This is a genomic window from Bacillus sp. PK6-16, from assembly GCF_056530295.1.
Genome location: NZ_CP096511.1, coordinates 3,917,283 through 3,931,608, shown reverse-complemented (window position 1 = coordinate 3,931,608; position 14,326 = coordinate 3,917,283). Strand labels below are relative to the sequence as shown.

Here is a 14,326-nt window from a genome sequence, read left to right as displayed (position 1 = left end):
GTAAAACGATATTGTTTGCGAAATAACGAAAATAAAATCATGGCATAACAACGAGATAAAGTGAAACGTTAATCAGTAAGATTTTTTGTTCATTCCACGACTGATTAGTAGTCAACACCAATCGCACTACCTGCAAATAGCGGGATAAATTTACAGTTGTTGACCTATAGAATATACGATAAAATAAAATATTGCAGAGAGGTGAAATACATGGATAAAGAATTAGCAAATACAATTTTAGATCAGCTAAAAAATGGTGAAATAAAGGAGTATGTTGTTACGAAAGATGTATTTTATACGTTCAGAGAAGTTGTTGTAAATAGAGAAGACTTTAAGCATTTCATTGGTAACGCACAGCGAGGCGGGCAAGTGATTTATACATATTCAGAAACGCCACGTTCATAAAGGGGAATTTTGATCAGCAGGGCATCTCTCACTGATTAGTAGCCTTTCACCAATCGGACGTTTAATGCGGGATAAATAAAAGATAAAGGAGAGGGGAATTATGGGCGATTTTAAACAAGGCATTTTACCACATTGGGATTATATGTGGAAAGATAGAGCCGGCAATCGATTTATGGGAATGGTTATGTATCCAGAGAAACGAAAATGTTCAGCAAAAATGCTTCAGAAAATAAAAAGAGCATATGAAGAAGCAGTAGAAATTAAAGTAACTGTACAAGTTCGACATACATATCAGTACGTAGAAGGAATGATTGTATACTTTGATGAAGAGGCTCCGGTATGTACAATGATTGATAAAGATGAAAATCCGCATCATATATTTGTAAAAGATATTTTGCGCATTGAGCACTCTGAATAAACCTTTCATAAATAAATTGAAGTTCCATAATAATAATCTTTTTCTATAATAGTTATCTTTTAGTATGTAACGAGAAACGAAAGTATATGTATAATATATTTAATAAGGTAAATTTGATAAATGTAATCGTTTTTTAGAGCAGATTATAGTTTCATATCTGTTCTTTTTTGCGTGATGCTGGAGAAATATATTTCTTCAGCATCTACCGTTTTATGACAAAATATATTGTTAACTTTTTTAAAAATAAGGTTAAATTCGTTGACAACTTTTTTGAAAAGCACTTTATTGACATGAGTTTTAGAATGTTGTTTCATAGTCATTGTATTGAAAAAAAACGGCTATCATGTCGAAAAGTAAAAGTTAAAAAAAGAAAGAATTTATACATATATCTTGTGTCTTATTTTGAAACGTAATACAATATATAGAGAAATCAAGAACAACATATAGAGAATATAGATTTGAGAGGGAGGGTCGGAAATGTTAGTTGCATATGATTCTATGACAGGAAACGTGAAGCGTTTCATTCACAAATTAAATATGCCGGCCGTTCAAATTGATGAAGATCTAGTAATAGATGAAGACTTTATTCTTATTACGTATACAACAGGTTTTGGCAATGTACCAGAACGTGTTTTAGACTTTTTAGAGCGCAATAATGAAAAATTAAAAGGCGTATCTGCAAGCGGCAATCGTAACTGGGGAGACATGTTCGGTGCAAGTGCTGACAAGATTTCTACTAAATATGAAGTGCCTATTGTATCAAAATTTGAGTTATCTGGAACAAATAACGATGTAGAATATTTTAAGGAAAGGGTGCGGGAGATTGCGACACATTGAACTGAATAATGAAATCACGCAAATGCAGGACGGTTTTTATCAGCTTCATAAAGATAAAGAGGCATTAGAAGTCTTTATGGAAGAAGCTAGAGAGAATACCGTTCCTTTTAATAGCGTGGCAGAGCGAATGGAGTATATGAAAGAACATGATTACTATTACAACGTTCTGGACGAGTATAGCTTGGAGGAAGTAGAGGAAGTATATAACATCGCTTATGGTGAAAACTTCGAGTTCCAATCTTATATGGCAGCATCTAAGTTCTACAAAGATTATGCGTTAAAAACGAATGATCAAAAACAATACTTAGAAAGCTATGAAGATCGTGTAGCAATTGTTTCATTATACTTAGGACGCGGTGATGTTTCGAAGGCAAGACAATTCGCAAGCATGATTGTAAAACAAAACTACCAACCAGCGACACCAACCTTTTTAAATGCGGGAAGAAGCAGAAGAGGAGAAATGGTGTCTTGTTTCTTGTTAGAGATGGACGATAGCTTAAATTCGATCGGCTTTAACATTAATACTGCGATGCAATTATCGAAAATCGGCGGGGGAGTAGCTTTAAACTTATCTAAGCTACGCGCACGCGGTGAGCAAATTAAAGGTATCGACAACGCTGCAAGTGGTGTAGTACCTGTTATGAAATTGCTTGAAGATTCGTTTTCATATGCGAATCAGCTTGGCCAACGAAAAGGTGCCGGTGCAGTATATTTAAACATTTTCCATTGGGATATTATTGAATTCCTTGATACAAAAAAAATAAATGCCGATGAGAAGAGCCGTATTCAGTCTCTATCAATCGGAATTATCGTTCCAAGTAAGTTCTTTGAGCTTGCTGAGAAAAACGAACCTTTCCATGTTTTCGCGCCTTATACGGTTTATAAAGAATATGGCAAGCATTTAGATGATATTGACATTGATGAAATGTACGATGAATTAATGAGCAATCCGAAAGTGAAGAAGAAGCCACTAGATATTAGTGCACGTGATATGCTTATTAAAATCGCTATGATTCAGCTTGAGTCTGGTTACCCATACTTAATGTTTAAATCAAATGCAAATAATCAACATCCATTGAAGGATATTGGAACTGTGAAGATGTCGAACTTATGTACAGAAATCTTCCAGCTTCAAGAAACTTCAGAAATAAATGATTACGGTACAGATGACATTATCCGTCGTGATATTAACTGTAACTTAGGATCGTTAAATATCGTAAACGTAATGGAAAATAAAGAAATTCGTGAAGCAGTTCATGCGGGAATGGAAGCTTTAACAGCTGTTTCTGATATGACGATTATTCCGAATGCACCAACTGTGAAAAAAGCAAATGACGAGCTTCATTCAGTTGGACTTGGAGCAATGAACTTACACGGATATTTAGCAAAAAATAAAATCGCTTATGAAAGTGCAGAAGCGAAAGAATTCGCTCGTACATTCTTTATGATGTTAAATTACTACTCTATTGAGAAAAGTATGGAAATCGCTACAGAAAAAGGCGAGACATTTAAGGACTTCGATAAATCTGATTATGCGAATGGCACATACTTCGAAAAGTATGAAACGACAGATTACAGCCCAGTAACTGAAAAAGTTCAGCAACTATTTGAAGGAATTCATATTCCAACAAAAGAAGATTGGACAAGTTTAAAAGAGCAAGTACAGAAGAATGGTTTATACAACTCATATCGTCTTGCCATTGCTCCAACACAATCAATCAGTTACGTTCAAAATGCAACTTCAAGCGTAATGCCGATCGTAAGTCAAATCGAATCAAGAACATATGCGAATGCGACAACATATTATCCAATGCCGTATTTATCAAAAGATACGTTCTGGTACTATAAATCTTCTTACGATATGAATCAGTTTAAATTAATTGATTTAATCGCAGAAATTCAAGAACATATTGACCAAGGAATTAGTACAATTCTTTACGTTAATAGTGATATTTCAACACGTGAATTAGCACGTTACTACATCTATGCACATAAAAAAGGCTTAAAGAGTCTGTATTATACGAGAACACGTAAATTAAGCGTGGAAGAGTGTGTGGCTTGTACCGTTTAATATAAAAAGTGAGACATGATGAGCAGGGTTTTCTGAACCCTGCTCATGCTTAGTTATCATATTTAGAGAAGGGGCGATTTAATGCGTGCGGTAAACTGGAACAAAAAAGAAGATGATTTTAGTTTAATGTTTTGGAAGCAAAACATCGCTCAGTTTTGGACAGAAGAAGAAATTGCGGTTTCGTCTGACAAAAATACTTGGGTGCAATTATCGAAAGAAGAGCAAATTGCTTATAAGCGTGTATTAGGTGGTTTAACACTTTTAGATACGAAACAAGGTGGCGAAGGAATGCCACTTGTACTTGTTCATCTTGAAAATTTACAAGCGAAAAGTGTATTAGCTTTCATGGGAGCTATGGAAGAAGTACATGCGAAAAGTTATAGTCACATTTTCACAACATTAGCTACAGAAGAAGAGATTGATGATATTTTTGACTGGGTAGACAATCATCCGTTACTTGAGAAAAAAGCTGGTATTATTACTAGTTACTATCGTCGTTTATTAAAGCCTGAAGTAACAAAAAAAGAGTTATACATGGCAATGGTAGCAAGTGTGTTCTTAGAAAGTTACTTATTCTATAGCGGATTCTTCTATCCACTTTACTTAGCTGGTCAAGGAAAACTAACAGCAAGTGGTGAGATTATCAACTTGATAATTCGTGATGAGTCAATTCACGGCGTATTCGTCGGTATTTTAGCACAACAAATCTTCGCAGAACTTTCTGCAGAAGAGCAACAAGAAGTGCAAAAAGAAACACAAGATTTATTAATGGAACTATATGAAATTGAAATGGCCTATACAGAAGAAATTTACACTTCTATCGGTCTTGTAGAAGATGTAAATCGTTTCGTTCGTTACAATGCGAATAAAGGGCTTATGAACTTAGGACTTGAGCCGAAGTTTGAAGAAGAAGAAATTAACCCAATCGTTTTAAATGGTTTACGTACAGATACGAAAAACCATGATTTCTTCTCTGTAAAAGGAAATGGTTACGTAAAAGCAACGAACGTTGAAAAGTTAGCTGACGATGACTTCGTGTTTAACTTTTAATATAGGATTATAAAGAAAAACTGTCTTATTCATTGATAAGACAGTTTTTCTTTATAATTTTGTTTACATAACACTATTATTTTTGTATAGCGATTTATATTTGGGAAGTTCTATTCGTTTAACGGATAGAACTTTTTTGTAATTAAATGGGTATTTACAAAATTTTTGTATCGGTGTATTATTTAACTAGTACACTGATACAAAAGGAGGGAAGAAATGAAAATAGAGTTTTCTCCAAATACACCAATTTACATTCAGGTAATGGAATACATAAAAAAAGAGATCGTAACAGGACATTTATTACCTGGTGATAAAATTCCCTCTGTCCGTGAATTAGCGAGTGAATTACAAGTGAATCCAAATACGATTCAGCGTACATTTCAAGAGCTAGAACGGGATGGAGTTGTTGTCACACGTAGAGGAATGGGACGGTATGTAACGAATGAAGGGGAGAAAATTATGGAGCTGCGAAAAGAGATGGCGAAAGAATTACTTCATTCTTTTATAGATGGAATGGACAATTTAGGTTTTTCAGAAGAAGAAATTCTTACAATTCTTCGTTCTTCATTACATGATAAGAGGGAGGAGAGCCAATGACAGAGCTATTGAAAATAGAAAACTTATGGAAGAGATACGGATTAAAAGCAGTGATCCGTGAATTAAACATAGAGATTACGGAAGGGAAAATCGTTGGGCTTGTTGGAGATAACGGGAGCGGGAAAACGACGTTATTGAAAATGATTGCAGGCTTGCAACACCCTTCTGAAGGTAGTATTACAATAGACGGTAAAAAGGTAGGGTTACAGACGAAAGAAATTGTTTCATTTATGTCCGATAAGCCAATCTTTGATGATTGGATGACTGTAAAAAACGCTTTATTTTTCTATCGAGATTTTTATAAAGACTTCGATATTCAAAAAGCGGTAGATACGATTGCAGAATTTAAAATACCGTTAGAAGAAAAAATTACAGCATTGTCAAAAGGTATGGTTGAGAAGCTGCAGATTATTTTAACGTTTTCTCGAAAAGCGAAGCTATATGTACTGGATGAGCCATTGGGCGGGATTGATCTTGTTTCTAGAGAACATGTACTTGAGTTAATACTTAAATTTTATCGTGAAGATTGTACGCTACTTATATCGACTCATTTAATAAGAGAAATCGAAAATATATTCGATGAAGTAATCTTTTTGAAAGATGGAGAAATAATATTGCATGAAAATGTGGAAGAACTACGATTTCAAAAAGGTAAAGCAGTACATGAGCTGTTTAAGGAGGCCTATGAGAAATGAGTCAGCTTTTTCTTTATCTATATAATTGTAATAAGAGAAAGATAGCCATTATTTACTTTGGTTTTATTACAGTTTCATTAATTCTTTTATTTAATATGAAAGGAGTTTCAGGAGTTAGAATTTCAGGTAGGCAAGATATAATTATTATTATATTCTTTATCGTACTAGGTATAAATGGATTTGCAATTCTTTTAACAGGTATATCGTCTTTTCGGAAAATGTTAAAAAACTCTATGCTACGTTATACTTCTATTTCAGCAAAAAAGTATATATGTGCAAATAGTTTATTCTGTGTACTACTCTTTATGATTTTGCTAGGAATAGGACTCATTTTTCTATACTATTTTTCTTTAAATATTTACAATGGAAAAACTAATTTAGGTATTCAGCAAGCAATACACAGTTTATATAATTATGGAATATTACATCATATGTTATCTATTTTCTTATGGGGACTAGATTTTCTTAATATGCTAGTTTCTATTTATTTCATTATAGTAATTGTAAAACTATTAAATGTGAAATCATCGATGAATAAAGTTGCTTGTTTAGTTTTATTCGTCATTTTTACCGCATTTAATGGAGGAATAACGTATATTTTTCAGCAAATAGAAAAGTATGTGTTTGCTATAAATAATATTGGATTTATAGATCAAAATGGTTTTTTAAATACATCATTTTATTCTGGTACAGAGGTTACAATTTTAAATCTATTTTTTAATTGTTTATTAACAATTATATTACTAGTAGTTACAGGTCACATAGTCGATAAAAAACTAGAAGTCTAAAGGAGGAATCAGCATTGGGAAACGTAGTAGTAAAGTTAGAGAATGTTCGAAAAAAGATTGGTGGAACGGAAATTATTCGTGGTTTATCATTTGAGGTTCGTGAAGGAGAAGTATACGGATTCCTTGGACCGAACGGTAGCGGTAAGACGACGACAATCCGTATGATGACAGGTCTTATTTCAATGACAGAGGGCGATATTACAATTTGTGGACATAGTATTCGCTCGGAGCGTGAAAAGGCACTAGAGCAAATTGGAGCGATTGTAGAAAATCCTGAACTATATGATTATATGACAGGAATGCAAAACTTAAAGCATTTTGCGAACATGGCCATTACACCAATTAGTAAAGAGCGCATTGCTGAGATTGTAAAGCTTGTTGAGTTAGAGCATGCGATTCATAAAAAGGTGAAAACATATTCACTTGGCATGAAACAACGTTTAGGAATTGCACAGGCATTACTGCATCAGCCGAAAATCTTAATTTTAGATGAACCGACAAATGGATTAGATCCAGCTGGTATTCGCCAAATTCGTGATTATTTACAAAGTTTAGCGAAAGAAGAGAATATTGCTGTAATCGTATCAAGTCACTTATTGAGTGAAATTGAATTAATGTGTGATCGCGTCGTTATTATTAAACAAGGTGAGTTTGTACAAGAGTACAACTTACATGAAAAAGTGAAACATGATGAGGCAGTCGTTGTAGCGTTTGAAGTAGATGAAGTTCAGAAAGCAAATGAAATCATTAAAGGTAAAGCAAAAGGGAATGTAATTGTAGCATCTGTAACAAAAGACAACATTCCGCAACTTGTGAAAAAGCTTGTTCATGCTGATGTGCTTGTATACGGAGTTACTGTTCAAAATAAAACGTTAGAGGATGAGTTCTTAGCGATTACTGGGGGAGTGAAAGCGTAATGTTTAAATTAATTCAAAATGAATTTTTAAAGTTGCATGCGAAAAAAGGTATGTATATTTTAATTGGTGTCATTGCGGCACTCGAAATTTTAGGTACTTTAGCAATGTTGAAGTGGGGAAAAGGTGATGAGTTTAAGGGATCATATTTAGATTATGCAAACTCAGAGATTGGCTTAATTGTTTTATTTACAACGATTTTTGGGATTACACTTGCTGCCCGTACTCTTACTGATGAGTTCCAAAAAGGTACAATTAAACAATTGTTAATCCGTCCAAGAAAAAGACTTGCAGTTTTATTTTCTAAATATATTACAGTGTTATTAGCAATGTTATTTATCGTATTAGCTGGTATGCTAATTGCAATGATTATTGGCGGTATTGTAATGGATGGTAGTAAAACAGAATTAACGTTAGGAATCGTAATGAAGTCCACTTTATATCAACTACTTTCACCGTTCTTTTTTGCAACACTTGCATTTTTCCTAGCAAATGTCTTTAGAAAGTCTGTATTACCATTAATTATTACGATGTTCCTATTCTTCTTACAAGGTGCAATTAACATGGTATTAATAATGTTTGCAAAAGGTGTAGCGAAGTTTGTAGTATTCAACCATTTGGATTTAAGAGCTTACGATAGTAATAAATTAATTAATGGTGGAATGGAACCAACATTTACAGAATTTACGTTTACAACTTCATTATTACTTGTAGTTGCATACTTTGTTGTGTTACTTGTAGCATCAAGTGCATTATTCCAAAAACGTGACGTATTATAATAAAAGAAATCCCCGCTTGTAAAAACGGGGATTTTTATTACATAAATTTCACTTGGATTGCAACTTGAAGAACAACGATATGGTATTTTAAGAGCTATGCTGTTTGAAATGATTTGAGAAAAATAGGCGGGATTTCAACTATATTCATATTATGATTTAGTTATCCTGCTATTTATAGGGAAAGGATTGCCTATAAAGTACTGATTAAAGTTTTATTTTATTTTTACTATCTTTGGGGGTGTTCTATATGCACTATGCATTTTCACGTATAAGGCTACGTAGCTTTTTTGGATGGATGATTATAGGGGTGTTCCTTATAATGATACCATTAGGTCTAGCAAATGTTTCTGAGAATACGATGGAGGTTATTTCACAAATAACTGTATTTTTTGTATTTCCGTTACTTTGGCTATACGTAAAAACAAATAAAAATAATGTTGTATTTAACAGTTTTTTTGATAAGCCAGGACGTTTATCTTGGGGATTAATTGTATTAGCAACGATAATGGGGATGATTTTTTCAGTTGGCATATCTCAGATTCAATTTTACATATTAGCACATACGTTACCGAATTTCTTAGTTACTATGCTAGAAGACGGAAATGTTATTAATACGAGTAACGTATATATGACGATATTTACTTTCATTTCAGCATGTGTGTTAGCACCTATTATGGAAGAGGTTATTTTTAGGGGATTTTTCTTACAGCGAATGGCTCATAAATGGGGAATTAAAAAAGCTGTAATTATATCTTCAATTATTTTTGGCCTAGGACATTTTGATGTTATTGGTGCGTTCATGTTTGGTGTCGTTATGTGTCTTTTATACATAAAGACAAAAAATATATGGACGAATATAGCTGTGCACGCTCTAAATAATTTGATTGCAACAAGTATGCAATTTTTCGGTGGAGAAGAAAGTGGTACAATCTCAATTACTGAATTACAAGCGCAAAGTAATTTATGGATTGGTATCGGTCTTACAGTTGTTGGATTACTATGGTTAATTCCGTATGTTTGGAAACAATGGCGTACAGTAAAAGAAGTTGGCGTGCCACCAGTACGTTTTATAAATGAGCAAAAAGTAGTGAATTCATCACAAGAAAATGAAGTGTATAGTCAAGTGATCGTAACCGATAGATTGATGGCCATAGAGTTACCAGATGAGGCTGTAAATAAGCTTCGGTTAGAAGAAAATGATTATGTAACAGTAGCTGTAGAAGAAGATAAAATCGTTATAAAGAAAGCACATAATAGATAATTAAAAAGTAGCTCTTAGGAGCTACTTTTTAATTTGTAATAATTTCTACACGAAAATTATTACCATTCTTTACATATTTAATATCTGTAACAGTGCGGACTGTCTTTAAAATCTCCACTTTTTCACCAATTCGCGGGATGGTCGGAACATTGTCCCAAATACCAAGCAAGTCATCTAATTGTGCCGTTTTTTCATAAAACCAGATTTTCAATGTAAAGCCCCTTTCTTGAATTTTATGTATTTTAATACATAATATATTATTTTTATTCTTATTGTAAGGGGTTTTTTTATAATTTATGAATAAAAATAAATTAATCTTCTGGGAAGATATGTTCTATATCAGGAGTAAGAGATACTTCTGATAATACGATATGAGAAACTGTCGTTGCATATGAAGAAACATCATTGATAAATTCTTCAAGTTCAACGAGTGAAGGAACAGAAATTTTTACAATGTAGCATAAGCTTCCTGTCACTCGGTAACAAAAACTTGCAGATGGATAAGACTGAATAAACTGTTGCATACGTGTTGTATCACCATTTTTTAAAGTGATTTCTAAAATACAATCTAAAACTAGTCCTGCTTTTTTATAGTCGATATCGATTGTATATTTTTGAATAACGCCTTCACTTTCAAGTTTACGAACACGTTCTGCAGTAGACGGAGCAGATAAGTTTACTCGTTTCGCCAATTCACGCATAGAAAGGCGACTATCATTATATAATTCATTTAAAATTTTTCGATCAACACGGTCTAGTTGCATTTGTAAATATACCTCCATTAAAATAATGATTTTTGTAAAGGAAAAATATAAATTAAGATTCATATGAAATGTAAAGTGAACGTTATTTATTTTACAATAAAACAGAAGGAAATAGGAGGGAAAATGATGGAGAGAATTTCATTATCAAATGTAGGAGATACAAAGTTTCAAAAGTTATTAGGGCATAATTCGGATATATTACACTCGTGGAGTAAGTTAGAAGATACACTGTACAATAAAGGAACTCTTTCAGCAGAGTTGAAGGAGCAAGTGAGAAGAACATTAGCGTATGGGAATGAATGTCCGTACTGTATGGCAAAGGGAAGACCTGATGATGTGCAAAAGGCAGAGGAGATTGGTGTAGCCGTTACTTTTGCGCATACATTTGTTCATAACCGAAAAGCAATAGATGATACTATGTTTCACGTATTAAAACAATATTGGACAGAAAAAGAAATTGTAGAGCTTTGCGCCTATGTTTGCTTTATTACTGCGTCACAACAACTTGGTTTTCTATTTCAATTACAGCCAAATTAAGGGGGAAATGATGACAAATCAAATAGCACTTATCATAATCGATGTACAAAAGGCATTTCAATTACCAGATTGGGGCGAGAGAAATAATATTTTTGCTGAAGAAAACATGAGAATTTTGTTAGAAGAATGGAGAAAAAGGGAACGACCAGTTTTTCATATTCAACATGTAAATAAAGAAAATGCTCAGTCAATGTTTTATGAGAGAGCGGAAACGGTAAACTTTAAAGAAGAAGTGCAACCACTACTTGGTGAAGTGGTTATTCAGAAATTCGTTAACAGCGCGTTCATTGGGACAAATTTAGAAGAGCAATTAAGAAAGAACAAATGTAATGCAGTAGTGGTTGTAGGATTAACGACAAATCATTGCGTGGAAACTACGACACGAATGGCAGGGAATTTAGGATTTACAACATATTTAGTGAGTGATGCAACGGCTACTTTTAACCGTATAGGTTTAGATGGTAAAGAGTATAGTGCAGAAGATATTCACAATATGACACTTGTAAATTTACATGAAGAGTTTGCTACGATTGTGACGACAAAAGAAGTGTTAAAATTATTTTAAGAAAATAATTGCGAATTATGTAGAAAAAAATAAGAATATTTCGTATAATCTAAGTACAATCATTTTGAAAATAGGGGTGGCATCATATGGAGCAAATTTCAGTAAAGAAATTAGAAGAGGTACTTGTTGTAGCAGGGGATGATAAACAGAAGCAAAAGGAATTTTATGAATTGCTCTTATCTACTGAGTTTTATGTTGCTGGTTCACTAGAAGCAGAGGACGGGGCAACAGAAGGAATACTTCGTTTGCGTCATTTCCAAGGAGAAGGTAGATGGATCGTTCCGTTCTTTACACAAATGGAATTTGTAAAAGATGTGTTGCCAGAAGGAACGCCCCTTATTACGATACGTGGGAAAGAGTTATTTGGTAGCATTGAGAAAGATGCTACAGCTGTATTAAATGTTGGCACTGATATAAGTAAAACATTTATTCCAGAAGAAATTGCAGATATCGCATCTGGACGAATTTTTAATTATTATAAGTAAAAGGAAAAGCGTAATCGCTTTTCCTTTTACTTTTTAATTTGAATATGGAGTGGCTATACCAGAAGAAATAGAGACTGTTTTATTATTCGTGTTTATTGTTGCTGTAGCTCCAAGTGGAATACCGATGTTTGGACTTATATGTCCAATTGGTAAATCGAATAGGACAGGTATATGATATGGCGCGAAATATTCATATAATATTGTTTGCAATGATTGAGAGGGCTTTGAAGGAGTGCAGTCGTGACAACTTGTGAAAATAATGCCCCTGCATTCATTAAACTTTCCAGATAAAAGTAGCTGATTTAACATACGGTCAATGCGGTACGGTTCTTCACCAATGTCTTCAAGTAATAAAAGTGTATTGTTCGTAATTATCTCGTAGGGCGAGCCAATTATACTTGTTAACACAGCTAAATTTCCTCCAACTAACGTACCTGTAACTGTACTGTGAGAGCTAGGTACGATACATTCTGATGCAGATAAAATGGTTGAATACGGATGGAATAGCTGATTAAAAGAGGATAAAGATAGGGAATCAATGCCTTTTCCTAGTTCTTCAATCATCGGACCATGAAATGTTATAAGCTTTGCATAACGTGAAACAGCAGTATGTAAAGCTGTAATATCGCTATATCCCCAAAAGATTTTTGGATTCTGCCTAATAACTTCATATTGAATGTGAGGAAGAAGACGAGCACTTCCATAACCACCTCGTGCACAAAAAATTGCCTTCACTTCATTATTTGTAAATGCTTCATGTATATCGTCAAGCCGAACTTGATCACTTCCGGCTAAAAATCCATATTTCTCGTAAACACTCTTCCCGATTATTACGGATAACCCCATCTCTTGTAATACATTCACACCTTTTAATACATTTTCGATTGTAGGTGGACCAGATGGTGCAATAATCATTACTGTATCACCTTGTTTTAATGCATTTGGATAAATCATTAAGCTCAGCCTCCTTCTCTTTCAATATATTCGCTTCATATGAAGTGCAACCCTTGCAAAAGCAGGGGAAAGCTTATCAAATAAAGAAGATATAAAGGAAATAGGAGGGAAAATGATGTTTACAAGTCGAGTAACAGACATATTAAAAATTGAGTATCCCGTTGTTCAAGCCGGTATGGCAGGCGCGATTACGACGCCAGAACTTGTTGCAGCAGTAAGTAATAGTGGAGGATTAGGGACGCTTGGAGCGGGCTATATGAGCCCAGAACAAATTCGTGAAGCGATTTATAGAATAAGAGAACTAACAGATAAGCCTTTCGGTGTTAATTTACTTGTAACGAAAGAGATAGAAATAGAAGAAGAGAAGGTAGATGAGGCGAAAGTATTACTAAGCGGAGTGAATAGAGAATTAGGTATAGAAGTAGAAGGAACGTTAAAGCTTCCAAAAAGCTATAAGGAACAATTACAAGTGCTATTAGATGAAAAAGTACCGGTCGTTAGCTTTGCATTTCAAACGTTAGAAAAAGAAGAAATAAATGATTTAAAAAGAAGTGGAATAAAAGTTATCGGAACAGCTACCCATGTGAAGGAAGCGAAAGTACTTGCTGAGCTAGGAGTAGATATTATTATTGGGCAAGGTAGCGAAGCAGGAGGGCATAGAGGAACGTTTATTGGGAAAGAACGAGATGCTATGATTGGTACGTTTGCGTTAATACCTCAGTTAGTAGGGGCTGTTCCGCATATCCCAATTGTCGCAGCAGGTGGTGTAATGAACGGACAAGGGCTTGTTGCGGCATTGGCACTAGGAGCAGAAGGTGTTCAAATGGGATCAGCCTTTTTAACAAGTGAAGAGAGTATTACGCACGATGTGTATAAAGAAGCGGTTTTACATAGTACAGATACGAGCACAACTGTAACTCGTGCGTTTTCCGGGAAATATGCACGCGGTATTCGGAATGAATTTATAGAGAGACATGAAGGAAAAGAAGAAGGGCTTCCGGTATATCCAGTGCAAAACGTATTAACTTCTAAAATACGCCAAGAGGCAGCGAAGCAAAATAAGGAAGAATATATGTCACTTTGGGCAGGACAGGCAGCATCATTGGCACGAATCGAATCAGCTCAGCATGTAGTGGAGCGAGTTATGAAAGAAGCGGCTAATGCAATCGAGCAATTACAAAATATATACAAAAAGACCACTTGAGT

The 14,326-nt window shown here is 34.2% G+C and carries 18 protein-coding genes; 15 read left to right on the top strand and 3 right to left on the bottom strand.

All coding sequences use genetic code 11. The annotated features are described in order from the left end of the window. The first annotated feature begins 210 nt into the window (after positions 1 to 210). The 11 genes from M1D66_RS20130 to M1D66_RS20080 all read left to right on the top strand — a co-directional run bounded on the left by M1D66_RS20130 (position 211) and on the right by M1D66_RS20080 (position 9,815). The gene (locus tag M1D66_RS20130) at positions 211 to 405 is read left to right on the top strand and encodes a hypothetical protein (RefSeq protein ID WP_000356684.1); all 195 of its coding nucleotides are present in this window, start codon (positions 211 to 213) and stop codon (positions 403 to 405) included. A gap of 100 nt (positions 406 to 505) precedes the next feature. Then, on the top strand, positions 506 to 823 hold the full coding sequence (locus M1D66_RS20125) for a hypothetical protein (protein ID WP_000502205.1): 318 nt from the start codon (positions 506 to 508) through the stop codon (positions 821 to 823). 477 nt (positions 824 to 1,300) lie between these two features. Next, positions 1,301 to 1,660 (top strand): class Ib ribonucleoside-diphosphate reductase assembly flavoprotein NrdI, encoded by a 360-nt coding sequence (nrdI, locus tag M1D66_RS20120; RefSeq protein ID WP_000959447.1) that lies wholly within the window; start codon positions 1,301 to 1,303, stop codon positions 1,658 to 1,660. After that, positions 1,647 to 3,731: a class 1b ribonucleoside-diphosphate reductase subunit alpha gene (gene nrdE / locus M1D66_RS20115; RefSeq protein WP_001215839.1), complete on the top strand. Its 2,085-nt coding sequence runs from the start codon at positions 1,647 to 1,649 to the stop codon at positions 3,729 to 3,731. Before nrdI ends, nrdE begins: the two co-directional genes overlap by 14 nt. 81 nt (positions 3,732 to 3,812) lie before the next feature. Continuing rightward, positions 3,813 to 4,781, top strand: a complete 969-nt coding sequence (nrdF, locus tag M1D66_RS20110) for a class 1b ribonucleoside-diphosphate reductase subunit beta (protein WP_001203028.1) — start codon at positions 3,813 to 3,815, stop codon at positions 4,779 to 4,781. Positions 4,782 to 4,997: 216 nt separating this feature from the next. Beyond that, complete coding sequence (locus tag M1D66_RS20105; protein WP_000687512.1) at positions 4,998 to 5,378, top strand: GntR family transcriptional regulator; 381 nt, start codon at positions 4,998 to 5,000, stop codon at positions 5,376 to 5,378. Then, positions 5,375 to 6,073, top strand: coding sequence for an ABC transporter ATP-binding protein (locus tag M1D66_RS20100; protein ID WP_000137743.1), 699 nt, complete (start codon positions 5,375 to 5,377; stop codon positions 6,071 to 6,073). The genes M1D66_RS20105 and M1D66_RS20100 overlap by 4 nt, the downstream gene beginning before the upstream one ends. Then, entirely contained in the window at positions 6,070 to 6,861 is a 792-nt protein-coding gene (locus M1D66_RS20095; protein WP_000080435.1) for an ABC transporter permease, read from the top strand. Before M1D66_RS20100 ends, M1D66_RS20095 begins: the two co-directional genes overlap by 4 nt. Positions 6,862 to 6,875: 14 nt before the next feature. Further along, positions 6,876 to 7,778, top strand: a complete 903-nt coding sequence (locus M1D66_RS20090; RefSeq protein ID WP_242554717.1) for an ABC transporter ATP-binding protein — start codon at positions 6,876 to 6,878, stop codon at positions 7,776 to 7,778. Continuing rightward, positions 7,778 to 8,554, top strand: a complete 777-nt coding sequence (locus M1D66_RS20085; protein ID WP_000475428.1) for an ABC transporter permease — start codon at positions 7,778 to 7,780, stop codon at positions 8,552 to 8,554. The genes M1D66_RS20090 and M1D66_RS20085 overlap by 1 nt, the downstream gene beginning before the upstream one ends. Positions 8,555 to 8,801: 247 nt before the next feature. Further along, positions 8,802 to 9,815 (top strand): CPBP family intramembrane glutamic endopeptidase, encoded by a 1,014-nt coding sequence (locus M1D66_RS20080; RefSeq protein ID WP_000558812.1) that lies wholly within the window; start codon positions 8,802 to 8,804, stop codon positions 9,813 to 9,815. A gap of 28 nt (positions 9,816 to 9,843) precedes the next feature. Here the strand turns inward: M1D66_RS20080 and M1D66_RS20075 are convergent, their stop codons facing one another. Together M1D66_RS20075 and M1D66_RS20070 are read right to left on the bottom strand one after the other, a co-directional pair. Next, entirely contained in the window at positions 9,844 to 10,026 is a 183-nt protein-coding gene (locus M1D66_RS20075; protein WP_000707107.1) for a DUF3913 family protein, read from the bottom strand. A 100-nt stretch (positions 10,027 to 10,126) separates the two neighbouring features. Continuing rightward, positions 10,127 to 10,579: an Lrp/AsnC family transcriptional regulator gene (locus tag M1D66_RS20070; RefSeq protein WP_001175498.1), complete on the bottom strand. Its 453-nt coding sequence runs from the start codon at positions 10,577 to 10,579 to the stop codon at positions 10,127 to 10,129. Between the two features lie 123 nt (positions 10,580 to 10,702). Between M1D66_RS20070 and M1D66_RS20065 the strand changes: the two genes are divergently transcribed. The 3 genes from M1D66_RS20065 (at position 10,703) to M1D66_RS20055 (ending at position 12,166) form a co-directional block, all read left to right on the top strand. After that, positions 10,703 to 11,116: a carboxymuconolactone decarboxylase family protein gene (locus M1D66_RS20065; RefSeq protein ID WP_012593181.1), complete on the top strand. Its 414-nt coding sequence runs from the start codon at positions 10,703 to 10,705 to the stop codon at positions 11,114 to 11,116. Between the two features lie 10 nt (positions 11,117 to 11,126). Next, a complete protein-coding gene (locus tag M1D66_RS20060) occupies positions 11,127 to 11,681 on the top strand; it encodes a cysteine hydrolase family protein (RefSeq protein WP_000184429.1) in 555 nt (184 codons plus the stop codon). An 86-nt stretch (positions 11,682 to 11,767) separates the two neighbouring features. Beyond that, positions 11,768 to 12,166 carry an SseB family protein gene (locus tag M1D66_RS20055; protein WP_000435265.1) on the top strand — a complete coding sequence of 133 codons (399 nt, stop codon included), beginning with the start codon at positions 11,768 to 11,770 and terminating at the stop codon, positions 12,164 to 12,166. A gap of 33 nt (positions 12,167 to 12,199) precedes the next feature. Here the strand turns inward: M1D66_RS20055 and M1D66_RS20050 are convergent, their stop codons facing one another. After that, positions 12,200 to 13,120, bottom strand: coding sequence for a S66 peptidase family protein (locus tag M1D66_RS20050; protein ID WP_088344747.1), 921 nt, complete (start codon positions 13,118 to 13,120; stop codon positions 12,200 to 12,202). 115 nt (positions 13,121 to 13,235) lie between these two features. Between M1D66_RS20050 and M1D66_RS20045 the strand changes: the two genes are divergently transcribed. Beyond that, on the top strand, positions 13,236 to 14,324 hold the full coding sequence (locus tag M1D66_RS20045) for an NAD(P)H-dependent flavin oxidoreductase (protein WP_006928844.1): 1,089 nt from the start codon (positions 13,236 to 13,238) through the stop codon (positions 14,322 to 14,324). Positions 14,325 to 14,326 lie beyond the last annotated feature (2 nt).